Here is a 23,423-nt window from a genome sequence, read left to right on the forward strand (position 1 = left end):
GATTTATCCTTTCGGTTTACATATAAGTGCTACAAAAAATGAAAATAATATCGCTGCAGAAATTCCTGCAGACGTTAAATTAAACATACCCATACCAATCCCTATATATCCGTGTTTTTCTGCCGCATGCATTGCCCCATGTAATAGTGAATGTCCAAAACTTGTAATAGGAACTGTCGCACCAGCACCAGCAAACTTTATAAGCTTATCGTACAGCCCGAATCCATCTAAAACTGCTCCTACGACTACAAAGGTAGCCATTAAATGGGCTGGTGTTAACTTTGCGAAATCTAACAATACTTGTCCAATTACACAAATAGCGCCTCCTACAAGAAATGCATATATAAAATCCACAATTCACTCTCCCTTCACTCTCTCAAATACGACACCATGTGCAATTGTTGGAATTGTTTCTTTCTGCTGCATCATCATCGGGCTTAATAACGCACCAGTAGCAACGACAAAAATCCGTTGTAAATTCCCTTTTTGCATCTCACTTAATAAATGACCATATGTGACAACAGCTGAACAAGCACAGCCACTACCACCTGCAAATACTTCTTCTTGACCGGAATCATATATCATTAATCCGCAATCATTATATATATGCCCAATATCATAACCTTCTTCCAGTAAAAGCTGTTTCGCAATTGGTGTCCCAACAGCTGATAAATCACCGGTAACAATCAAATCATAATCAGCTGCACTTCTCTTCAAATCTTCAAAATGTTGTTGAATTGTATGAGCAGCAGCCGGCGCCATCGCCGATCCCATATCTAAAGGATTCGCAATTCCTAAGTCTTGCACTTTTCCAATCGTAGCTGCCGTAATTTTAATGGCACTTTTTTCTTTACTAATTAATATAGATCCTGCACCTGTAACAGTGGAATTTGCGGTTCCCGGTTTTTGTCCCCCATACTCTGTTGGATAACGAAACTGTCTTTCAGCCGTTGCATTATGACTACTTACTGTCGCTAAGACACGATTTGCAAATCCACCATCTATAAAGGCTGATCCAACCGCTAAAGTCTCCATCGAAGTCGCACAAGCACTAAACATCCCTAAAAAAGGAATCCCCCACTTACGCGCAACGTAATTTGCTGTCACTGTTTGATTTAATAAATCGCCCGCTAAAAAGAAATCAATTTGTGATGTTTCTACATTTCCTTTTTGTACAACTTGTTGAATAGAATCTGACATTAATCTTCGTTCAGCAAGTTCCCAGTTTTCCTCTCCGCAATGTAAATCATCATATGAAATATCAAAATCCTTTCCAAGAGGTCCTTCAGCTTCTTTTGGACCAACGGCAGTACCGGTTGCATTCACATAAATATCATTTTGAAATACCCACGTTTGTTTTCCTGTCAACCTCATACTAGCCCCTCCTTTAGGACATCAAAATTTGAAATGTATATCTTATTAACCCAATAATGTATGCACCAACGACCCCAAAAACGATAACACTTCCTGCAAGCTTAAACATATTTGTAGCAACCCCAAGCACAATTCCTTCACTCTTATGTTCTAGCGCAGCGCTCGCCATAGAATTCGCAAATCCTGTAACAGGTACGGCTGATCCTGCTCCAGCAAATTGACCGATTTTATCATATACACCACAACCCGTTAAAATCGCTGATAATAATACAAGAGTTGCAACTGTCGGATTTCCTGCCTCTTGTTCACTGAAATGAAAATAATTTATATAAAATTTCATCAATACTTCTCCGACAGTACAAATGAATCCGCCTACAAGAAATGCCTTAACACAATTTATGAAATAGTTTGGTTTTGGATGGTACTCCTTCACTTTATTTATGTAATCATCCTTTAGTTTTCGCCCTGTCATTTATATATTGCCTCCTACTTTACGAAATAAATCCAGTGAAACAACGAGCCTATTACTTTTCCAAGTACAAGAGCAACGAGTAAAACAACGATTTTCCCTTCTACCCCTACTCGTTTCGCTAAAATAGGTAAAACATTTAAAACTTCTGTTAATGCGGCCGCAAGCATTCCAATGAATGTGCCACAAAATATACCTAATATAACAAGCCAATATTGCGATGTTTGAAATGTAACATTTTTCAAGCTACACCAAGCCCCTGTTAACGTACCTGCAATAACCGCCCACTCAAAATATTGAATATGCTTTCCACTTCTCGTTAATTGAGCTAAGCGGGGGATTATTCCAAGTACAGCTAAAAATGCGACATATCCGCTACCTACTGCAATTCCTCCCGCTAAACCAATTAAAATAACAAGCCCAGACTCAATCATCGGTAAGTTGTTTCATATTATCCTTGTTTTCATGGACAATTACATATTGATCCAGTGACTGCTGATATTGGAACATCTCAACTTCTAACGGGCTCGGCTCTTCATTAATTCGCTTTTGAAATACATGATTAAAAAATAAGACCATACCTAACCCAAGACCTAATGAATAAGGAATTTGAAATAGAAGTGGTTGCGCCTTAAATTCTCCCGTAATCATGTAATATAACCGCTGATGTACTTGTTGCATACTTACATCTTCATGGAAATAAATGATCGCAAGGGCTGCTCCAATGAAAAGTAACAACCATACAAGTCCGAAGAAAATCGGATGTACTTTCTTTTTTTCATATATAATTTCAACAAGAGTTTGTCCAGAACCAAGTAAATTAATTTGTATATGGGCCGCTTTTTGTTGAATAATCTCAATAATTTTCATAACATCAATTACAACATGCGTCTTATCATGCGCTGTTATTTTGTAAACTACCTCATCCTGTAACGACTGAACTACCAGAGCATCTCCAGCAAGTTGAGCAACATCACCCAGCTTTACTTCATACGTAGGAGAAACTTTTAATCGATTACGCATTTTGATATAAATTGTTTGTTCCAATTTTCATTCACCTCTTCACTCTTCCTCGTAGTTGTAGTATGGTTATTGAATTTTTTTCTAATACAATTTTTTCATAAAAAAACATCTGTACCATTTCGGTACAGATGTTTTTTAGTTTATGCCTTTTTCTTAAATAAATTTGCAATACTTAATGCGAGTCCTCCCCAAATGACTACTATACCAATCACCATCATCATAATCGCTGATCCACTCATTATGAAACACCTCGATCTTTCCATTCTTTTTCAAGCTTAGCAGAATCTGAATGTATTTGTGCATTCCATTTCTTTAGACTAATGATTAGTGCAACGATAAGGAACGCTGCTGCAATTGACCAACCATATGTTACGACAAACTCCGTTGGATAGTCTCCGTAGTTCTTTTTAATATTTTGGATTGTGCCATCAATTAACATGTACCCTAACATAAGCGGGGTAATAACGAGTAAACTCACTCTCCAAAACGTCCCTAACTTTATATCAGATACGAAGTTTGCGTGGTTTTGATAAACTGGTAAACGGCGTAGAATGAGCCCTATCGTAACTACTTCCACTAATGCAATTGTGATTAATCCAAAGTTATTAGCGAAGTAATCAACAACATCTAGGAACATAAGCCCGCCACGTGTTGCAAAAACAAGAGAAACTAGTACGAGAAGCGTCCCCATAATTCCAATTGTTTTTTGGCGGCTTAGGCTGAACTTTTCAGATACAGCAGCAAAACATACTTCTGCAAGTGAAATAAGTGATGTAATTCCGGCTACTGTTAACGATAAGAAGAATAATACGCCAAATAATGGTGACATCGGTAATTCATTAATAATTTGCGGGAATACTACGAACGCAAGTCCTACACCAGCACTCGCTACTTTATCAACCGGTACTCCCATATTATTTGCCATAAATCCAAGAGCTGCAAAAACCCCAATCCCTGCTAATAATTCAAATCCTGAGTTTGCAAATCCTGTAATAAAAGCATTATTTGTTGTATCTGAGTTTTTTGGTAAATAACTAGAATACGTAATCATAATTCCAAATGCTAAAGATAAGCTAAAGAAAATTTGGCCATAAGCTGCAAGCCATACTTTCCCATCAAAAATACGACTCCAATCTGGTTTGAAGAATGCATCTAACCCTTGCATCGCACCTTCCATCGTCACTGCACGAACTACGATAATAAGGAACATAACAACTAGTAAAGGAATGAAAATGCGGTTAACGACTTCGATTCCTTTTTTAACTCCTTTGAATGCAACACCAAGCACAATAATCCAAACAAGAGCTAACGGGATTAATACTTCTGGTACAAGCCCTCCAAATTGTCCTGGCTTATCTGCAACCTGTAAATATTCTTTAAATAAAAATGATTCCGTGTCTTCCCCCCATGCACCAGTAATTGAAAAATATGTATAGGAAATAGACCAAGCAATAATTACTGCATAATATGTTGAAACGATAAACGTTACACACATTTGCCACCATCCAATAAATTCAGCACGCGGATGAATACGGAAAAATGTAAGTGGTGCTGAACCACGATGGCGATGCCCAAGAGCAAATTCAAACGCCAATAATGAAATACCTGTCGTTAATAATGCGAATAAGTACGGTAAAAAAAATGCGCCTCCTCCATTTTCATACGCTGTATAAGGAAAACGCCATATGTTTCCTAATCCAACGGCAGAGCCGACCGCTGCGAAAATAAATCCAGCCCTCGTTCCCCATTGTTGCCTCGTTTCCATATTCCCTTCCCCCTTTGTGACAAGTTCATACTTGGATTATATTTTAAATTTACTAAATTATCAATAAATTCTGTTAATTTTTACGAAAGTTTACAATCCCCTCCTATTAAATTCATAAAAAAAGATCGAATAGATAGCTATTCATCTATTCGATCTTTCATCTGTTTTAATATTTTCTTTTCAAGTCTTGAAACTTGTACTTGCGAAATGCCTATTCGTTCCGCTACTTCTGATTGCGTTTGATCTTTATAGTAGCGTAAATACACAATTAAACGTTCTCGGTCATCTAATTCTCTAATTGCTTCTTTTAAAGCAATTTTATCAAACCATTTTGTTTCTGATTGATCTGCAATTTGATCTAAAATAGTGATTGGATCTCCATCGTTTTCATACACCGTTTCATGTATGGATGAAGGGGCACGACTCGCTTCTTGCGCCAGAACCACTTCCTCTGGCGTTAGTTCCAACGCTTCAGCTACTTCATTAATCGTTGGAGCCCTTCCAAATTCTTTCGAAAGCTCGTCTCTCATCTTTCGAATTTTGTTTCCTGTTTCTTTTAAAGACCTACTTACTTTCACTGATCCATCATCACGTAAAAATCGCTGTATTTCGCCAATAATCATTGGAACTGCATATGTTGAAAATTTCACGTCGAAAGATAAATCAAATTTATCTACCGATTTTAAGAGCCCAATACATCCAATTTGAAATAAATCGTCTGGTTCGTATCCACGATTAAGAAAACGCTGCACAACCGACCATACGAGACGCATATTACTTTGAACGATTGTATCTCTTGCTTGTTGATCTCCATCTTGACTTTTTTGAATTAACGCTTTTAGCTCGTGGTCCTTTAACTGAGGTTTCTTCTTCTCATTTTTGACCTCTATGTCCATAGGCTATTCTCCTTAATTGCATAGAGCGTTACTATTTGATAAGTATTTTGTCAAATGGATTGTTGTCCCGAAAGATTCGTTTGAAATAACTTCTACTTCATCCATAAAATTTTCCATGATAGTAAATCCCATTCCGGAACGCTCTAATTCAGGTTTAGTTGTAAAAAGGGGTTGTCTCGCTTCATCTAAATCAAAGATGCCAATCCCTTCATCTCGAATCGTGAGTTTCACCATTGCTTCTTCCAAAATTACAGAAATATAAACAACACCTTCTGCATTTCCTTCGTACCCATGAATAATTGCATTCGTAACTGCTTCTGACACAACTGTTTTAATCTCCGTAAGTTCTTCCATCGTTGGGTCAAGTTGCGCAATGAAAGCAGCTACTGTAACGCGAGCAAACGATTCATTTTGACTTAATGCTGAAAATTGAAGGTTCATTTCATTTCTCATTTATGCCACCCCCAACGTCGCGAGCGCATGCGCTTCACTTTCTTCTAAGCGAACGATTTTAAATAAGCCCGACATTTCAAATAAACGTTTAACAGGCGGTGAAATTGCACAAACAACCATTTCTCCACCTAATCCCTTTACATGCTTATATCGGCCTAATATAACACCTAAACCAGAACTATCCATAAACGATAAGTTCTCTAGGCTCAAAACAATATGATGAACACCATGTGTTTCAATCATATCTGTTACTTTCGTTCGCAACTCTTCAGCAGTATGATGATCTAATTCACCCGCTAGTCTCACACATAGGACGTCACGTTTTACTTCTAATTGCATGGAAAGACTCACACGATTTCCTCCTTATGCTCAAACTTTACTCATTTACATACATAAAGATTTTCGTGATACAACATTAGAATCCTTCCTACCGACAAAAGAAGAACTATTTCGTCATAAAGTGAAACCATTCAGCAATTATTTACTTACATACGAATAGAAAAGCGGCAAAATGTTTGCCGCTATTTTGATGTTGAAAACATCCCAAAACTTCTTTTAAATAACTCCCACCAGCTCGCTGCTGCAACATCTTCTTTTGCTACAATTGTTTGTTTTAATAAAACATCTTTATCTTTTTTAATAACAAGTGTACCAAGTGCGTCACCTTTTTTAATCGGCGCTTTCACTTTCTTTTCAGCAATTACTTCTTGCTTTACTTTGTCCATATTTTCGCCCTTCTTCATAAGAAGAGACACATTGTCTGACGCAATTAAATCTACTTTTTCTTTTTTCCCTTTCCCTACTTGGACAGTCTTAATTTTTTCGCCTCGTGTATACAATTTCTTTGTCATATATTGACCAAATGCGTAGTCAAGAAGCTTTGTTACTTGATTGTTCCGTTCTTTCGATGTAGGTGCCCCCATAACAACTGAAATAACGCGCATCCCATTCTTTTCAGCCGATGCTGTTAAACAATATTTTGCTTCTGTCGTAAAGCCCGTTTTCACACCATCTACTCCAGGATAAAAACGCACTAACTTATTCGTATTAACGAGCCAAAACTTCTTATCCGTATCTTCACGTAAATAGTCTTCGTATTTACCTGTGTATTTGCGAATAAGTGGATACTTCATCAATTCTTTCGCCATGATAGCCATATCATTTGCTGTGGAATAATGGTCTTTAGCCGGAAGACCTGTCGGATTTTGAAAATGAGTGTTTTTCAATCCTAAATCTTTTGCTTTTTTGTTCATCATATTTACAAAACCTTCTTCTGAACCAGCGATATGCTCCGCTACTGCAACAGATGCATCATTCCCTGATGCAATGGCAATACCCTTTAGCATTTCATTTACAGTCATCTCTTCTCCAGGCTCTAAAAAGATTTGTGATCCACCCATTGAAGCTGCATGTTCACTCGCTCTAACTTTATCGGTCAGTTTTAGTTTTCCTTTTTCAACTTGTTCCATAATTAATAGCATTGTCATAATCTTCGTCATACTAGCAGGTGGTAACTTCTCATTTGGATTTTTATCAAACAAAACTTTACCTGTATCTTGTTCAATTACAATTGCTGATGATGCTTGTTCTGCTAACTTAGGCGTTGTTTCTTCTGTTTTCTCCTGCTTCGTCTTCTCAGATTGTGCAAAACTAACTGAAGTACCAGAAAGCAATAACATGAAACAAACAAGTATTCCAAAAACTCGCTTCATGACTAACCCTCCATTCTATATCAGACCTATTTTTTCCAATTTATTATTTTTTAATACCATATTTTTCTAATATTTTCGGTTGACAAATATATTCATTGCCTATATTGTATTAAGTGTATTACATGGAGTAGTACACCTAATACATGCTAGAAAGGAGACATTGCTCTTGCATATTCAACTTGATCCAAGAAGCAACACTCCGATATGGGAACAAATTGTTCAGAATATAAAAGAACTCGTATTAAAAAACATGTTAGCTCCAAGTGACAAGCTTCCTTCTGTACGCGAACTCGCTTCTTTACTCGTTATCAATCCAAATACAGTGAGTAAAGCGTATCAAGAGTTAGAACGACAAGGGATTATTGAAACATTACGAGGAAAAGGAACATTTGTATCCCAATCGATTACCCCAACATTAGACGAAAGGAAAATCGCTATGGTTGAAAAGCAATTTCATCAATTACTATTAGAAGCCTCTTATCTTGGTGTTACGAAAGATAAAATTCATGATTGGATAGATTCATACTATAAAGAGATTGGAGGAAATGCAGATGTTGAAAGTAACAAACTTGAAGAAAACGATTGATAATCAAACGATTTTAGATGATGTTTCTTTCACATTGCAAAGAGGGAGTATCATCGGATTACTCGGAAGAAACGGTGCGGGGAAAACAACTTTATTACGAACGATGGTCGGCATTTTAGACCCTGATGCAGGGACTGTTACATATGAAGATACAAACATTCATCAGTGTCCTGAAATAAAGCAAAAAATCGTATATGTCCCGGATTCTACTAACATACTGAACGGATATACAGTAAAAGAAATTGTAAAGTTTTATAAAGCTGTTTACACCGCATTTGATGAAGCCTATTTCTATGAACTGTTAGAACGTTTTAACTTACCAAACAAACGAATTCGTAGTTATTCAAAAGGAATGAAAGCACTACTTGCGATTATTTTAGCTGTTTCTACAAAAGCAGAATATATCATTTTAGATGAACCGACAAACGGACTTGATCCTATCGTGAAAAGGCAGATTTTACAGTTTCTCGTTGGAGAGGTTGCAGAAAAAGAGATTACGATTTTCATCTCAACTCACCATTTAGATGAAGTGGAACAAATTGCAGATACAATCATTATATTAAAAGGCCATACTATATCTTCTATTACATCACTAGACGATGCAAAATCACGATTTGCAAAAATACAAGTAGCTTACGAACGTTCACTACCTCAAAAACTAGAAAACTTGAGCAATATTAAAATATTAAATCAAACAGGAAAAGTATATACAATCTTAATCGAAGGAAATGTGGCTACAACACTTGAGAAGTTTTATAAAGAGCAACCTATACTCATTGAAGAATTAACAATGTCACTTGAAGATGTCTTCGTTACGACACTTGAGGAGGATGGGTATGTTTCATAAGGCGTTATGGATGTGGAATTGGAAGCGCGGGAAATATGCTGTACTACTATTCTTCTTTAGTTCGCTTTATCTCTTATCTTTTGGCTACTATAGAAGTGCTCAGAGACAACTTGATGCGTATTACGAATTACAAGAAAAAGGAAAACACTATTATTATTTTTATGCCTTTTCGCCAGGGGAAGGTAATAGTTTTTGGTTAACTGTTCTTATCATTGCTTTAGCCTGCTTATTGATAGGATGGGAACGTAGCAACCAATCTAATACACTACTTATGACAATGCCATTTAAAAGAAAAGATGTTTTCTTATCTAAATGGATTTTTGGTTCCTTTTGTATTGTGAGCTCGTTACTTATAAATTGGGTTCTTATGTATGTTATTTATAGAACAACTATTCATTTTGATTATCAATCATTTAGTCCATTTCACCGATACTTTCTTTATGCGATAGTTTCTTATGTTGCAGTCTATACAGCTGCACTATGTATCGGTACTTTTACTGGAAGCATTGTTTCACAGGTCATTTTTTGCATTCCATGGCTACTAATGGGGCTTACATTTATTCCACTAGTGTACACTTTTACGCTAAACCATTTAGAGGCTACCAATACTAAAAATTATAAGCACTATGAACGACTTTATGAAATCAATCAAAAAACAAATATAGTTGCACCAATATATAATTTCACGATTTATTACCATTATGATCCTGAATTACGTAAAAAAGAAAAGGATTCAACTACTTTAAGAGATCCAGCATCTTATTACTATTATTCAGCTAAATCGATGTTAGTCCCTATTTTTTATACAATAGTTTACTTACTACTTGGAACATATTTATATACACGATCGCCAAATGAAAACAGTCAAAAGATATTTATTTTCCAAAAGCATTTACGAATATGTATATGGGGGACAACCATTTACTTTGCATTACTAGGTGGCTATAAAATCAATCAATTTTTTTTCTTACCTAACTACTATATTAGTTTGTTTCTCGCTGGAATCATTACTTATGTTGTATTATCACGCCTAACAAATTATAAAGTTTTTTAAAGGAGAGATCCTATGTTTCAAAAAGCACTATGGCTAAGAACATATCAACAAAGTAAATATGTTGTATGGTTATTTTGGCTCGTCGGCTTCTATACTTTGTCATATAAATACTATATGACTTCTATTCAACAGCAATATTTTCTAAATATGAATAAAAAATGGAAAGCTATATATCATTACAGTTTTGATTTAACACTTCTAGATTCTATCATGCTGTTAGGTAGTTTGCTAATCGTTCTAGCTTGTACGTTAATTGGATGGGAAAGACAAAATAACGCTAGCAACTTGTTATGGTCTATGCCCTTTAAACGTTCGCACCTTTATATAACAAAGTGGTTGTTTGGAATCTGTAATATCGCCGCTGTTGTCGTTTTAAACTGGGGACTATTTGCTATTATGAAAAAGTTGACTTTTCATAATAAATATCAAGTATTCTCCCCCTTTCATAGTTACTTTATATACATGTTAATTGTATTAATTGCTATTTATACACTTGCCTTATGTATAGGAACAATCGCTGGAAATGTGATATCGCAAGGATTTCTTACTGCAGCTATATTAATCTTCCCAGCGTTACTTCCATCTCTAATATCAGGAGTCATTGCTGTTCACTCAAACACTGAATTTCATATGGACAATGGCCTTATACATAATGTGATGGAAAACATACGTATTTCTAGTCCAGCAGAAGATTTTAATATTTACTTTAATTATGATCCACAAAGCGCTTATACTGATCAAAATGGAATACGTCATAACGAACCAAACTTTACAAAGATTCCTCCGGCAAAAACATTGCTTGGCCCTATCGCACATATCATTATTTTATTACCACTCGGTATATATTTATATGCCCGTTCAGTCAATGAGCGAAATGGTAACTATTTACTATATCCAAAACTACAAAAAGTAGTATTAGGTTGTGCGATTTTCTTTGGTGGAATCGTTGGAGGTTTAATACTAAGTCGCGCACAGTCATTGTACAGCTTTTACATCGGATTTTTAGTAACTAGTTTCATTACGTATTTCCTCCTACCTAAAATATTAAAATGGAAAGTCTCTTGGAATTTTAAATGAAATAACCTCCTCTTGATGAGGAGGTTATTTTACATTCTCTCTTCTTTTCCCATACTCTTTTTCTTGCTTCGTTCCAAACCCGTCACCATTTGCCACGATTTGATCTGTTGGAGCAACTATGCTTTCAGCAATTCTCCATTCTCCGCCTTGTTGAATAAACACTTGCATAAAATAATTCATTCCATTTAGTTGGTATGGGTTCTCTTTTTTCACTTCATAACGAGCTGCAACATAATACACTTGCACATTCTCAGCCTCAAACTTAGAAATATATTGTGATAATCTTGGGATGTACTGCGATGCTTTCTGAAGTGGAAGTTGTTTTACTTTTACAAGAGAAGACTTTGTTACATTGCTGATCGTGTCTTCATGCCGAATGTTATCACTATGATGAAATAAAATAGCACTCTGCATAGAGCGAATCCATAGTTTTGAATATAAAACAGGTTGCTTATTTGAAATATGTTGTAATTCTTTTTGAACGACTTGAAGAGGCGTTGCAGCATCCGCGAATTGATGAAAGCAGAAAAAACTTCCAATCATAATGAAAAGCGTAAAAATACGTTTCATAATTTTTCACTCCGATTCTTTTTAATTAAAGTATTGGAGTTTCAAAATATTTTTATTCAAAAGAAAAAGGATAGGAAAGCTTTCGCTTCCTATCCTCATTTATTATAATACGCGGCCAAATAGCTCTAACACCATTTCTATTTCTTGGTCGCTCCAACCTTTAAATCTCTCTTTATAATATTCTTTACGCACAGCTTCAAGTTTTTCAGTTACTTCTCTTCCGTGTTCTGTAATTTCTAAGTACACGATACGACGGTCTGAATTTGAACGCTTTCTTTCTACAAACCCTTTTCGTACGAGACGATCAGTAACAGCTGTAATATGACTGGAGGTTACGTTTACTTCACTCGCAATTTGCGAAGCCATCTGTGGACTGTTTAAAAATAACGCGCGTAATACAGAAAATTCATTGTATGGCATATGTTCTGCAAAACGTGTATTAATATCATTTTGTAATAAACGTATCATCTTTCGAAATGATCCGGATAATTCTAAAATCAGTGTTTCTCTTTTTTCGTTCACTAGCCTCGTCCCTTTTTTATCATATTTACACATATTATAATCTATAAATACCCTTGTTGTATATGCTTTCTTTCTTTTAACATTACCATTTATGTAACTTTTTCATACAAATTTCTTTTTTGTTCACACATATATATATAAATAAGGATGGTGATGGAACATGCAAGGTGGAATGAACCCTTATTTACACAACGTACGTACAGCTAATACTGGTAAAGAAGCTACCATTACGGTGCAAGGTGAAGGTGTTGTAAAGGCAAAACCAAATGTTGTTATATTAACAATCGGTATTCGTACAGATCATAAAAATGTGAAACAGGCACAAGAAGAAAATGCAGTGCAATCAAAACAATTACTAGATGCACTGAAACAATTAGGGATTGCCGACAAAAATATAGAAACCATTTCGTATGCGATTACGCCCCAATACGAATATATAAATGATAAAGCATTACTACAAGGATATCGTGTGGAACATTTGTATGAAATTACCGTTTTAAATGTACAAAAAGCAGGGGAAGTATATGATATAGCCGTTTCAAATGGGGCAAACTTAGCAAAAGGATTACGGTTTCGAATATCTCATCCAAATAAATATTATGAGCAAGCTCTCATTCAAGCTCTGCAACAAGCGGTAGAAAAAGCTCGTGCTATTGCGAGTACATACAATTTAAATATTAATCCTGTTCCACTCTCATTCGTTGAAGAATCTGCCCAATTGCCACGGGAAGTGACGTCCTATGCTACTTTACATGCACAGGCAGCCCCGCCCATTCAATCGGGAGAACTAGAGATTATTTCCACAATACGAGCGATTTTTACGTATTTATAAATAATTTCATTTATAAGTAAACGTTATCATTTTCCTTGTTGTAAAAACATGATGTTCTGATATAATAAAGGACGGTGAGCTCTTACAAAAGAGATATCACGGGTGGGAGAGGGATATGAAAAAGAAGGTTTAACATGAAAGGAATACTTGAAAGTACATTTAAATTAGGTTTACACGAAACATCACCAAAACAAGAAGTTTTAGCTGGAGTTACGTCATTTTTCACAATCGTATATATTATGATTGTAAATGCATCAATTTTATCAGATGCTGGCATTCCTCTTGAAGCTGGAATTTTAGCAACTGTTTTCAGTTCATTTGTCGGATGTCTGCTCATGGCATTTTGGGCAAATGCACCTGCTATTCTTGTCCCTGGTATGGGTGTAAATGCATTCTTCACGTACACTGCTGTGCATACGCTCGGATTAGCTTGGCAAGAAGCATTAGCAGCTGTTTTCATCTCTGGTATTATTTTTGCAATTGCTGCGTTTACACCAATCGCTCGCGTGCTCTCAGTATCAATTCCAAAGTCATTAAAGGAAGCTATTACTGTCGGCATCGGATTATTTTTAGCATTTATCGGATTGCAAAAAGGTGGTTTAGTCGTTTCGAATCCAAATACGGCTGTTGCAATGGGTAAATTAAGTAACCCTGTCGTTCTTGCGACCGTGCTTACTCTTATCGTTGCACTTGTACTATTTATTCGTAACGTACGTGGAAACTTTTTATGGACGATTGCAATAGGAACTGGTATCGCATGGCTATTTGGTCTTGTTGATACAAGTCAAATCGGAAATAGTTCATTCTCATTCGCTAATTACGGCGATGTGTTTGGAGCTATGTCATTTGGCAAACTTTCTTCCTTACCATTTTGGATTGCAACATTCTCCTTAAGCATGGTGCTTATTTTTGAGAACATGGGACTTCTGCACGGTTTATTAGAAGATGACCGTAAATTCCCGCGTGCTTACCAAGCCAATGCAATTTCTGCAATGACATGTGGTCTATTTGGCACAAGCCCTACCGTATCGACAGTAGAGAGTGCCGCAGGTATTACTGCAGGCGGAAAGACAGGTCTGACGTCTATCGTTACAGGGTTGTTATTCTTTGCATCACTGTTTGCACTTCCGTTTGTCAAACTAATTCCTGATAGTGCCATTGCACCAATCTTAATTATTATTGGCGGCCTGATGATTACAAGCATTCAACAAATTCCTCTGAACGATTTTTCAGAAGGATTTCCAGCGTTCTTAATTATCGTCATGATCCCGCTCACATATAGTATCGCTGATGGCATTGCGTTCGGATTTATTGCTTATCCTATCTTAAAAGTTGCTCTTGGAAAGCGTAAAGAAGTCGCACCGTCTATGTATATCATTACATGCTTATTCTTAGCCATGTTCGTATTACATGCTATTGGTTAAGTAAAAACACCGAGGAATTTTCCTCGGTGTTTTTTTACTTAAACCAACCTTTTTTATAAAACCAAGCCATCATTCCCCCGCCAATTAACGCCATGATAAGTAAACAAATAAAATAACTATATTGTCCACCAAGCTCTGGCATATGCGTAAAGTTCATTCCATATACTCCTGCAATAAATGTTAATGGCATGAAAATAGTCGAGAATACAGTTAATGTTTTCATAATGTTATTCATATGATGTGAGTTTAATGAAAAATAACTATCTCGAATATCTGCCGTTAACTCTCGGCTTGCCTCAATCATTTCTGTCAGTTTAAGCAAATGATCATGTATATCTTTAAAGTAAATTTCATGATCACTTATACCGTAAAAACGAGTCGAATTTAAAATACGATACAATAAATCACGCATCGGAATGATTGTACGCCTTAGCTTTGATAAATCTGCACGTATATCAAATACCTCTTCTAGTACACTTCCTGCTGTCTCACCCGTTAAATTATCATCAATTGCATTTAAATGATCCTCAATGTAATATACAGGCGCAAAATAGTCATCTACAATTTGGTCGATAATTGTATGAGCTACGTGTAAAGGACTATTTTTAATACGCTTCTTTTCTCCAAGTGTTTTCCATACTCTTTCGATTGCATTGTTATGAGAAAAGTGGAAAGAAACAATATAACGATCACTTATAAATAAATCGATTTCGTGCGGTTCTAGTCCATCTTCCCCAAATGCATGAAGAACTAAAAAGTTATATCCATCATAAAAATCAACTTTTGGTCTCTGTACATATTCTATACAGTCTTCAATTGCAAGGGGATGGAACTTAAAATGATCTTGTAAAATGTATATATACTCTTCTTTCGTTGGCTTATATAAATCTAGCCAATACCATACAATATGGTCTTTCGTTGTTTCTTCTAGCGAAACATCATATAATACTTCATCTGTTTTTGTTATTGCACAAATTCTAATCATAATTTCACCCATTATTATTATAAACAAAAAATAGCAAAAAAAGCCAAGGAGAAATACTCCCTGGCCCTTCTTTATTATTCAGTAACGATGCCGTGCACTAATGTTGGTGCATCTACATGCTCGTTAGCAATCTTCATGTTCTCATAAATTTTTGCTTTTACATCTTCCACATTTTCACGGTTTGCGTAAATTGTAACAAGGGATTCACCTTTTTTCACGCTGTCCCCTACTTTTTTGCGAAGCATTAAACCAACTGCTAAATCAATTTCAGATTCCTTTGTCGCACGTCCTGCTCCTAAAAGCATTGCTGCTGTTCCGATTTCATCTGCAACGATTTCTGATACATAACCGTCTTCCTTCGCTTCCACTTCAATTTTAAATTGTGCTTGTGGTAATTTAGAAGGATCATCAACAACAGATGCATCGCCACCTTGCGCTGATAGGAACGTTTTAAATGATTCTAGCGCTTTACCGTTGTTCATTACTTCAATTAATTTCTCACGTGCATCTTCTAAAGATGAAGCTTGTCCAGCAAGATATACCATTTGACTTCCAAGTGTTAAACATAACTCTTCTAAATCTTTCGGTCCTTTACCTTGTAATGTATCAATTGCTTCTTGTACTTCAAGTGCGTTACCAATAGCTTCACCAAGTGGTTGACTCATATCAGAAATAACAGCCATCGTATTACGGCCAACGTTATTACCAATGCGCACCATTGCTTCTGCTAAACGTTTTGCATCTTCATCTGTTTTCATAAATGCACCTGCTCCAGTTTTTACATCAAGAACAATTGCATCTGCACCAGCAGCAATTTTTTTACTCATAATCGAGCTTGCAATAAGCGGAATCGAGTTTACTGTTGCCGTTACATCACGAAGTGCATATAACTTTTTATCCGCAGGTGTTAAGTTTCCACTCTGACCAATAACTGCAATTTTGTTTTCATTTACAAGACGCATGAATTCATCATTTTCGATTTCAACATGGAATCCTGGAACTGCTTCTAATTTATCAATTGTACCACCAGTATGTCCTAGACCACGTCCAGACATTTTTGCAACAGGTACACCTAAAGCGGCTACTAATGGACCTAATACAAGTGTTGTTGTATCACCAACACCACCTGTTGAGTGCTTATCTACTTTTACCCCTTCAATAGCCGATAAGTCGATTGTATCACCGCTATTTACCATTGCCATCGTTAAATCAGCACGTTCTTGATCGTTCATATCTTGGAAGAAAATTGCCATTGCAAGTGAACTTACTTGATAATCAGGAATATCACCATTCGTATATCCTTCAACAATAAAGTTAATTTCTTCTGTCGTTAATGCATGTCCGTCACGTTTTTTTGCAATTAGGTCCACCATTCTCATTATGAGTTCACCCCTTCATTTGTTTTACGATTGCTTTTACTAATGCTAAGAAGTTAGCTTTAACACGTTCTGTCGTTTCGATTACTTCATCGTGGTGAAGTGGCTGATCTAAAATACCAGCTGCCATATTTGAAATACAAGAAATACCAAGTACTTTCATACCAGCATGACGCGCTACAATTACTTCAGGTACTGTTGACATACCAACTGCATCTCCGCCAAGTGTACGAAGCATACGAATTTCTGCAGGTGTTTCATATACAGGACCTGTCATTCCAACGTATACACCTTCTTGTACTTTAATATTTAAGTCTGCTGCAACTTGTTTCGCCATTTCGCGAAGTTCTGTCGTATATGATGTAGACATATCAGGGAAACGTACACCCATTTCAGAATCATTTGGTCCGATTAATGGGTTTGTACCCATGAAGTTAATGTGGTCTGAAATTAACATAAGATCGCCTGGTTCGAATGATGTATTTACACCACCAGCTGCATTTGTTACAACAACTGTTTCTACACCTAGTTCTTTCATAACACGAACTGGGAATGTTACTTTTTGCATATCGTATCCTTCATAGAAGTGGAAACGTCCTTGCATTGCTACTACTGTTACACCTTGAAGTGTACCGAATACTAGTTGACCTGCATGACCTTCTACAGTTGAAACTGGGAATTCAGGGATTTCACTATAAGGTACTGTTACTGCGTTCTCGATTTCATCTGCTAATACACCTAGTCCAGATCCAAGGATTAGTCCTACTTGTGGTGTCTCTTGAAATTTCTCTTTTAAGTATGAAGCTGATTTTGTAATAAGTTCACGATTCATTTGTTTATCCCCCTATTTCTTTAGCTCGTTTAAGAAGCTTGTTCCGTATTCTGGCATTTTCACACCGAAGTTTTCTGCTACAGTTGCACCAATATCAGCAAATGTTTGACGAAGTGGTAACTCTTGTCCGCCTTCTTTCATACTTGGGCTATATGCTAATAACGGTACATATTCACGTGTATGGTCAGTACCAGGATGAACTGGATCATTACCGTGGTCTGCTGTAATTAATAATAAATCATCTTCTTTTAGTTTTTCGAATACTTCTGGAAGACGCGCATCATAGTCTTGCAGAGCTTCTCCGTATCCTTGTGGGTCACGACGGTGACCGAATAATGCATCAAAGTCAACTAAGTTTAAGAAGCTAAGACCTGTAAAGTCCATATTTAATGTATCTACAAGTTTATCCATTCCATCCATGTTAGACTTCGTACGAAGCGATTCAGTTACCCCTTCACCATCATAGATGTCAGAGATTTTACCGATAGCGATAACATCATAGTCACTATCTTTTAATTCATTCATTACCGTACGGCCGAATGGTTTTAATGCATAGTCATGACGGTTTGGTGTACGTGTAAAGCTTCCAGGCTTACCAACGAATGGACGAGCAATAACACGACCTACCATATACTTCTCATCTAACGTTAATTCACGTGCAATTTTACAAATTTTATATAATTCATCAAGCGGCACTACTTCTTCGTGTGCTGCGATTTGTAATACGCTATCAGCAGAAGTGTAAACGATTAAAGAACCTGTTTCCATTTGTTCTTGACCAAGTTCATCAAGAATCTCAGTTCCAGAAGCTGGTTTATTACCGATGATTTTACGGCCTGTTTTTTCTTCTAATTCATCAAGTAATTCTTTCGGAAATCCTTCAGGGAACACTTGGAATGGTGTATCAATGTAAAGACCCATTATTTCCCAGTGTCCTGTCATTGTATCTTTACCAGTAGATTTCTCTTGCATTTTTGTATAATATCCAAGTGGTTTTTCTACTTTAGAGATGCCTTTCATTTCACGAATGTTACCAAGGCCTAATTTCACCATGTTAGGCATTTGTAATCCATTCATATGTTCAGCAATGTGACCAATTGTATCAGATCCTAAATCACCAAATTGTTCAGCATCTGGTGCTTCACCGATTCCAACAGAGTCCATTACGACTAGGAATATACGTTTATATTTATTCATAACTGCGACCTCCTATAAGTTCAGTTCTACTTCTTGTAGTATGTTCAAAACGCTATAAAGTGAAACTGTTCTCCATAAGAATTATCTTTCGTTCTCATTATCAAACAGTACTTCTTTAAATCATTCTCTAACCTATTTCGTTTACCTTGAAACGACGCAAAAACATTTCTAGTTTTTTCTAAGTCAGATGTCAGACATCTGATACTGATATCATAACATGTTTACGCTTTCTTTTTAATACATTTTCGTAGAATTTCTCATTTTCTTCACACTTCTATTGTAATCCATTATGCACAGAAGTGCTAATTATTTTATGATTTATTTCTTCATATAAAATGAAATTTTAATTAACCCGCAAATAACGGGACAAAAATAAAAAGCAGCTCTAAAGAGCTGCTTTTTATTTTACTTCTACTGTTTCTTCTTTATGTTCATGCAGTTCACCTTTTCTAACATGAACTTTTACTTTGTAAGAACCGTTTTCTTTGAAAGTATGTTTCGTTTCATACTCTCCTTTATTTCCTTCTTTCGCTGGAATAAATTCGTGTTTTTCAACACCATCTTTCCAAATCTCAAGTTGTACTTCAGCACCAGTTAACGCTTCTTCTTTTTGTTTTAAATGAACTTTCATTGTTGATTCAGCATTTGCTTTTATATCACCAGCCATAAGGTGGATCATTGTATCGCTTTTATGATCGCCATGTCCTGCACCGTGATCATTATTTTCTTTTTTCGCATCTTCTACTTTCGCATTTCCTACAGCCACTTTTACTTCTGGCATAACATGCATTTCACGCGCATTTGTGTGAGCGATAATATGGTATACTCCATCCGTCTCGAACGTTTTCTCTACAGCATAAACACCTTTTCCTTTATGCTTACCATCTAACATCTCGTGCTTTTCGTCGCCAGCTTTCCAAATTTCAAACTTTACATCATCAGCATCTGTTACTTTTTCTTTTCCTTGTGTAACAAGTGCTTGTACTTCTGTTTTTTCACCAGGTTTAATTTCTTTCGGATTTGTTTGAACTGCTACTTTTACAGCTTCCAGTTTCTGTTCTTTTTTCGGTTCTTCTTTGTTTGTATTACAGCCAGCCAATGCTAGCATCGCGATAAATAAAGTCATAATAAGTTTTTTCATCATCATTTCCTCCTTCATACCTTATTTAGTATAGAGGAAATACATTGTAATATTCCAGTCTTCTGCTGAAAACAATGTACGAAATATTTGTGAAGTTTCTGTGAAGTACTATAGCCTTTTGAATCTATGAAAAAAGAGCATAGTAACTATGCTCTCGGATGAAACTGTTTATATACATCTTTTAATCTAGCTTTTGAAACATGCGTATAAATTTGTGTCGTTGAAATATCTGCATGTCCAAGCATTTCTTGCACAGCACGCAAGTCTGCTCCATTTTCTAATAAGTGCGTAGCAAAAGAATGACGCAACGTATGAGGTGTAAGCTCTTTTTCAATATTTGCTTCTTTCGCCAATCGTTTTAAAATTTTCCAAAATCCTTGTCTTGATAATCGATTCCCATGATGGTTTAAAAAGAGTGCATCTACTACTTTTTTACCCATCAATTCTCTTCTTCCCTTTTCAATGTACTTTTGAATCGCTTCCGTCGCTAAACTTCCTAGTGGAATAATTCTTTCTTTATTCCCTTTCCCTATGCAACGAACAAATCCCATCGTCAAATGTACATCTTCTAAATTTAAGGCAATTAATTCCGAAACACGAAGTCCTGTTGCATACAGTAACTCTAGCATCGCTTTATCACGAACCCCAAAAGCACTCGTCATTTTTGGTGTCTGAAGTAACGCCTCTACTTCATCGACTGATAATACTTTCGGTAATTTCCGTTCTCCTTGCGGCGTTTCAATATGTACGGATGGATCGTGCTCTACCGCTCGTTCACGAAGTAGAAATTGATGGAACGAACGAATCGATGCAATATGACGTGCTAATGTTTTTGAAGATTTTCCGTTTTCTTTTAAGTGCTGCAGAAAATTAACAATGTGCAAGCGTGTCACTTCATGAAAGCTTTTCGCTTGTTCTACGTTTTGCAAGTACTTTACATAACTTTTTAAATCACGTTCATAAGATACTACTGTATTTTTCGCTAGCCCTTTTTCGACAACCATATAATGAATAAAATCTTTTAATTGATCTTCCAATCTACACTACTCCCCATTTTCATAGAAAAACATCATTCTATTTACGAAAGCATCCTTTGCCGGCTCTTCATTCCCTGATACTTTTTCTACAGTCTCTTCTTTTGGCTTTTCATAACGATGATAGCTTTCATATTCTTCATTTATCCATAGTATAGCGAAATAAAACAAAATCGTACAACTTGTAAATAATAAAAATACTTTTACCCCATCAAAAGTTAATTTTAAAGCTCGGCGCATTGTAAATTCCTCCAAAATATAAGTTATTACAACATATGCCAAGCTTTCACCAATTTATACCTTATTCAAATAAAAAACCTCTTCCTAGTTAAATAGGAAAAGGTTATTTTTCATCCGTTTCATTTTCTTGACAATTTTTACAAATCCCATGGAATGTTAAACGATGATCCTTCACCTTAAAGCTCCAGTCACGTTCTACTTTCCTTTCCACTTCACCAAGTAAATCCTCTTGTATTTCTTGTACAGCACCACATTGTGTACAAATCAAATGATGGTGGAAACGCTGCGCACCTTCTTGGCGTAAGTCATAGCGTGAAACACCGTCTCCGAAGTTAATCTTATCGACAACTTTTAACTCAGATAATAGTTCTAAAGTTCGATAGACGGTTGCTAATCCGATCTCTGGCGACTTTTCTTTTACAAGGAGGTAAACATCTTCTGCGCTTAAATGATCTTCTTCATTTTCTAGCAGCACACGAACTGTTGCTTCACGTTGCGGTGTTAATTTGTAGCTCGCTGCATGTAATTGCTTCTTAATTCGTTCAATTCTTTCTTCCATTCGGTACTACTCCCTCCTCGCCACTCTTACACCATTATATCAGAAGAAGGGCTTCTGTCAAAAGAAAAACAATAAAAACAAATTGATAATTATTCTCAAAAAGTATTTATTGTTTATTAATAGCCTCAACGACTTCTTTCATTAAAACTGGCGATGCATAAGCTTCTACACTAGAAGCAAGAGCTAACACTGCTCCAATTATAAGAAAGAAGCATGTATAACGAATTAATAATGGTAATAGCGGCTCGGTTATTTTCCTGATAAATTGATGCCTAATCATGCGTAAGGAAAAGCTTGCAGCAATTGTTGTCATAACGAGAAATACTGGAATAATAATGAGGTTTTGTGGCAATACAGAAACGAATGCTAATAATAATCCATTCCATCCATGCTGACTTACTAAAAAACCTACTGTAAATCCGACAACTACTCCTTTTACAAATAATAAAATAAAAATAAGTGGCAATCCAATAATTGAAATTCCCAAAATCCAAATAAATCCAATGTATTTTAATTGCGAAAAGTAACTTTCTCGAAACATTTCGCTTGCAATAGCAAATTCTCCTTTAGAAACTTGTCCAAAAAAACGTTGTAAATAAAATGATAAATCTTGTTTTTGATTTAATTGTAAACTATTTACAAGAATGGCCCCAAATATTACTCCCATCAATAATAAAACAGCGTTAAATATATATAATGAAGAGTTTTCCTGTATGTGAGACATTACACGGTCTTGCCAAGTTTTTCGCCACATTTTTCTTCCCTCCGTTCACACTCTTACTAAAAATGTATGAAAGAAAGAAAAAAGTATGACGAATTAACATTGAAATTCCGCTCTACTTTGCTAAACTAAAAAGTAGAGAATAGGAGGGATTTCTCTTGAAACCATTATTATTAGATTTTCCAACATTATTTCAAACTGAACGCTTACAAGTTCGTAAGCCATTTCCAGGTGATGGTGCAGAAGTGTATGAAGCAATCCAAGCTTCTCTAGAAGACTTAGTACCGTGGATGCCAATTAACGCTGAAACAGAAGAAAGTGCTGAAGAAATCGTTCGTAACGCTCACGGACAGTTTTTACTTCGTGAAACACTTGATTTTCACTTATACGATAAAGTATCTGGTACATTCATCGGAGCTATAACGCTCAAGCCTGAAAACTGGGATATTCCAAAGTTTTCACTTCACTTCTGGCTGCATAGTGCTTATACAAAACAAGGTTATATGACCGAAGCTGTTAAAGGTGCCATTCAATTTGCCTTTGATAAGCTAGGTGCTAGAAGAATTGAAATTCGTATTGATGCAACAAATACAAATGCATGTAACCTAGCAGAACGTTTAGAATTTATTCTAGAAGGTACAATGGAAAATGATTTCATAGCACCAGATGGTAGCTTACGTGATGCACGCGTATATGCAAAAATCAATTAAAAAACACTCGCCTTTGGCGAGTGT

The 23,423-nt window shown here is 36.1% G+C and carries 29 protein-coding genes; 7 read left to right on the forward strand and 22 right to left on the reverse strand.

Features of this window, described 5'->3' with window-relative positions; all coding sequences use genetic code 11:
- Positions 1 to 3 precede the first annotated feature (3 nt).
- From spoVAE to dacF, 11 genes are all read right to left on the reverse strand, one after another.
- Positions 4 to 354, reverse strand: coding sequence for a stage V sporulation protein AE (gene spoVAE, locus ACYVEC_RS14180; RefSeq protein WP_063223083.1), 351 nt, complete (start codon positions 352 to 354; stop codon positions 4 to 6).
- A 3-nt stretch (positions 355 to 357) separates the two neighbouring features.
- Positions 358 to 1,374: a stage V sporulation protein AD gene (spoVAD, locus tag ACYVEC_RS14185; protein ID WP_063223082.1), complete on the reverse strand. Its 1,017-nt coding sequence runs from the start codon at positions 1,372 to 1,374 to the stop codon at positions 358 to 360.
- Positions 1,375 to 1,387: 13 nt separating this feature from the next.
- A complete protein-coding gene (gene spoVAC / locus ACYVEC_RS14190; RefSeq protein ID WP_199677478.1) occupies positions 1,388 to 1,846 on the reverse strand; it encodes a stage V sporulation protein AC in 459 nt (152 codons plus the stop codon).
- A gap of 14 nt (positions 1,847 to 1,860) precedes the next feature.
- Positions 1,861 to 2,277 (reverse strand): stage V sporulation protein SpoVAB, encoded by a 417-nt coding sequence (gene spoVAB, locus ACYVEC_RS14195; protein ID WP_063223080.1) that lies wholly within the window; start codon positions 2,275 to 2,277, stop codon positions 1,861 to 1,863.
- Positions 2,270 to 2,890 carry a stage V sporulation protein SpoVAA gene (spoVAA, locus tag ACYVEC_RS14200; protein WP_063223079.1) on the reverse strand — a complete coding sequence of 207 codons (621 nt, stop codon included), beginning with the start codon at positions 2,888 to 2,890 and terminating at the stop codon, positions 2,270 to 2,272. The genes spoVAB and spoVAA overlap by 8 nt, the downstream gene beginning before the upstream one ends.
- A gap of 116 nt (positions 2,891 to 3,006) precedes the next feature.
- On the reverse strand, positions 3,007 to 3,105 hold the full coding sequence (locus ACYVEC_RS14205) for a methionine/alanine import family NSS transporter small subunit (protein WP_000016826.1): 99 nt from the start codon (positions 3,103 to 3,105) through the stop codon (positions 3,007 to 3,009).
- Positions 3,105 to 4,631 (reverse strand): sodium-dependent transporter, encoded by a 1,527-nt coding sequence (locus ACYVEC_RS14210; RefSeq protein WP_063223078.1) that lies wholly within the window; start codon positions 4,629 to 4,631, stop codon positions 3,105 to 3,107. The genes ACYVEC_RS14205 and ACYVEC_RS14210 overlap by 1 nt, the downstream gene beginning before the upstream one ends.
- Before the next feature lie 137 nt (positions 4,632 to 4,768).
- The gene (sigF, locus tag ACYVEC_RS14215; protein ID WP_063223077.1) at positions 4,769 to 5,527 is read right to left on the reverse strand and encodes an RNA polymerase sporulation sigma factor SigF; all 759 of its coding nucleotides are present in this window, start codon (positions 5,525 to 5,527) and stop codon (positions 4,769 to 4,771) included.
- Between the two features lie 12 nt (positions 5,528 to 5,539).
- Positions 5,540 to 5,980: an anti-sigma F factor gene (gene spoIIAB, locus ACYVEC_RS14220; RefSeq protein WP_001243399.1), complete on the reverse strand. Its 441-nt coding sequence runs from the start codon at positions 5,978 to 5,980 to the stop codon at positions 5,540 to 5,542.
- A complete protein-coding gene (gene spoIIAA / locus ACYVEC_RS14225) occupies positions 5,981 to 6,331 on the reverse strand; it encodes an anti-sigma F factor antagonist (protein WP_000059133.1) in 351 nt (116 codons plus the stop codon).
- Between the two features lie 170 nt (positions 6,332 to 6,501).
- Positions 6,502 to 7,692: a serine-type D-Ala-D-Ala carboxypeptidase DacF gene (gene dacF, locus ACYVEC_RS14230; RefSeq protein ID WP_063223076.1), complete on the reverse strand. Its 1,191-nt coding sequence runs from the start codon at positions 7,690 to 7,692 to the stop codon at positions 6,502 to 6,504.
- Between the two features lie 166 nt (positions 7,693 to 7,858).
- Between dacF and ACYVEC_RS14235 the strand changes: the two genes are divergently transcribed.
- The 4 genes from ACYVEC_RS14235 to ACYVEC_RS14250 are packed head-to-tail and all read left to right on the forward strand — an operon-like array spanning position 7,859 to position 11,256.
- Complete coding sequence (locus ACYVEC_RS14235) at positions 7,859 to 8,278, forward strand: GntR family transcriptional regulator (RefSeq protein WP_000548038.1); 420 nt, start codon at positions 7,859 to 7,861, stop codon at positions 8,276 to 8,278.
- Positions 8,244 to 9,125 (forward strand): ABC transporter ATP-binding protein, encoded by an 882-nt coding sequence (locus tag ACYVEC_RS14240; protein ID WP_063223075.1) that lies wholly within the window; start codon positions 8,244 to 8,246, stop codon positions 9,123 to 9,125. Before ACYVEC_RS14235 ends, ACYVEC_RS14240 begins: the two co-directional genes overlap by 35 nt.
- The gene (locus ACYVEC_RS14245) at positions 9,115 to 10,179 is read left to right on the forward strand and encodes an ABC transporter permease (RefSeq protein ID WP_063223074.1); all 1,065 of its coding nucleotides are present in this window, start codon (positions 9,115 to 9,117) and stop codon (positions 10,177 to 10,179) included. Before ACYVEC_RS14240 ends, ACYVEC_RS14245 begins: the two co-directional genes overlap by 11 nt.
- A 12-nt stretch (positions 10,180 to 10,191) precedes the next feature.
- Positions 10,192 to 11,256, forward strand: a complete 1,065-nt coding sequence (locus ACYVEC_RS14250; RefSeq protein ID WP_063223073.1) for an ABC transporter permease subunit — start codon at positions 10,192 to 10,194, stop codon at positions 11,254 to 11,256.
- Positions 11,257 to 11,280: 24 nt separating this feature from the next.
- On the opposite strand, the gene ACYVEC_RS14255 is transcribed toward ACYVEC_RS14250, so the two are convergent.
- Both ACYVEC_RS14255 and ACYVEC_RS14260 read right to left on the reverse strand, forming a co-directional pair.
- Positions 11,281 to 11,826: a hypothetical protein gene (locus ACYVEC_RS14255; protein WP_063223072.1), complete on the reverse strand. Its 546-nt coding sequence runs from the start codon at positions 11,824 to 11,826 to the stop codon at positions 11,281 to 11,283.
- A gap of 102 nt (positions 11,827 to 11,928) precedes the next feature.
- On the reverse strand, positions 11,929 to 12,348 hold the full coding sequence (locus ACYVEC_RS14260) for a MarR family winged helix-turn-helix transcriptional regulator (RefSeq protein ID WP_001003313.1): 420 nt from the start codon (positions 12,346 to 12,348) through the stop codon (positions 11,929 to 11,931).
- Positions 12,349 to 12,508: 160 nt separating this feature from the next.
- On the opposite strand from ACYVEC_RS14260, the gene ACYVEC_RS14265 reads away from it, so the two are divergent.
- Together ACYVEC_RS14265 and ACYVEC_RS14270 are read left to right on the forward strand one after the other, a co-directional pair.
- Positions 12,509 to 13,180 carry an SIMPL domain-containing protein gene (locus ACYVEC_RS14265; RefSeq protein ID WP_460506988.1) on the forward strand — a complete coding sequence of 224 codons (672 nt, stop codon included), beginning with the start codon at positions 12,509 to 12,511 and terminating at the stop codon, positions 13,178 to 13,180.
- Between the two features lie 134 nt (positions 13,181 to 13,314).
- Complete coding sequence (locus ACYVEC_RS14270) at positions 13,315 to 14,604, forward strand: NCS2 family permease (RefSeq protein ID WP_063223070.1); 1,290 nt, start codon at positions 13,315 to 13,317, stop codon at positions 14,602 to 14,604.
- A 34-nt stretch (positions 14,605 to 14,638) separates the two neighbouring features.
- On the opposite strand, the gene corA is transcribed toward ACYVEC_RS14270, so the two are convergent.
- The 9 genes from corA to spoIIM all read right to left on the reverse strand — a co-directional run bounded on the left by corA (position 14,639) and on the right by spoIIM (position 22,692).
- A complete protein-coding gene (gene corA, locus ACYVEC_RS14275) occupies positions 14,639 to 15,601 on the reverse strand; it encodes a magnesium/cobalt transporter CorA (protein ID WP_063223168.1) in 963 nt (320 codons plus the stop codon).
- A gap of 62 nt (positions 15,602 to 15,663) precedes the next feature.
- Positions 15,664 to 16,968, reverse strand: a complete 1,305-nt coding sequence (locus ACYVEC_RS14280) for a pyrimidine-nucleoside phosphorylase (protein ID WP_001243077.1) — start codon at positions 16,966 to 16,968, stop codon at positions 15,664 to 15,666.
- A gap of 7 nt (positions 16,969 to 16,975) precedes the next feature.
- Entirely contained in the window at positions 16,976 to 17,797 is an 822-nt protein-coding gene (locus ACYVEC_RS14285; RefSeq protein ID WP_001078444.1) for a purine-nucleoside phosphorylase, read from the reverse strand.
- 12 nt (positions 17,798 to 17,809) lie between these two features.
- Positions 17,810 to 18,994 carry a phosphopentomutase gene (deoB, locus tag ACYVEC_RS14290; protein ID WP_063223069.1) on the reverse strand — a complete coding sequence of 395 codons (1,185 nt, stop codon included), beginning with the start codon at positions 18,992 to 18,994 and terminating at the stop codon, positions 17,810 to 17,812.
- A 400-nt stretch (positions 18,995 to 19,394) separates the two neighbouring features.
- Positions 19,395 to 20,138, reverse strand: a complete 744-nt coding sequence (locus ACYVEC_RS14295; protein ID WP_063223068.1) for a FixH family protein — start codon at positions 20,136 to 20,138, stop codon at positions 19,395 to 19,397.
- 143 nt (positions 20,139 to 20,281) lie between these two features.
- Entirely contained in the window at positions 20,282 to 21,172 is an 891-nt protein-coding gene (xerD, locus tag ACYVEC_RS14300; protein WP_016135298.1) for a site-specific tyrosine recombinase XerD, read from the reverse strand.
- A gap of 6 nt (positions 21,173 to 21,178) precedes the next feature.
- Positions 21,179 to 21,409: a YqzK family protein gene (locus tag ACYVEC_RS14305; protein ID WP_060632164.1), complete on the reverse strand. Its 231-nt coding sequence runs from the start codon at positions 21,407 to 21,409 to the stop codon at positions 21,179 to 21,181.
- A gap of 103 nt (positions 21,410 to 21,512) precedes the next feature.
- On the reverse strand, positions 21,513 to 21,968 hold the full coding sequence (gene fur, locus ACYVEC_RS14310; protein ID WP_000392657.1) for a ferric iron uptake transcriptional regulator: 456 nt from the start codon (positions 21,966 to 21,968) through the stop codon (positions 21,513 to 21,515).
- A 106-nt stretch (positions 21,969 to 22,074) separates the two neighbouring features.
- Complete coding sequence (spoIIM, locus tag ACYVEC_RS14315) at positions 22,075 to 22,692, reverse strand: stage II sporulation protein M (protein ID WP_229200852.1); 618 nt, start codon at positions 22,690 to 22,692, stop codon at positions 22,075 to 22,077.
- A 155-nt stretch (positions 22,693 to 22,847) separates the two neighbouring features.
- Between spoIIM and ACYVEC_RS14320 the strand changes: the two genes are divergently transcribed.
- A complete protein-coding gene (locus tag ACYVEC_RS14320) occupies positions 22,848 to 23,399 on the forward strand; it encodes a GNAT family N-acetyltransferase (protein WP_063223067.1) in 552 nt (183 codons plus the stop codon).
- The last annotated feature ends 24 nt before the right edge of the window (positions 23,400 to 23,423 follow it).

This window comes from Bacillus sp. MN7755 (assembly GCF_054771475.1).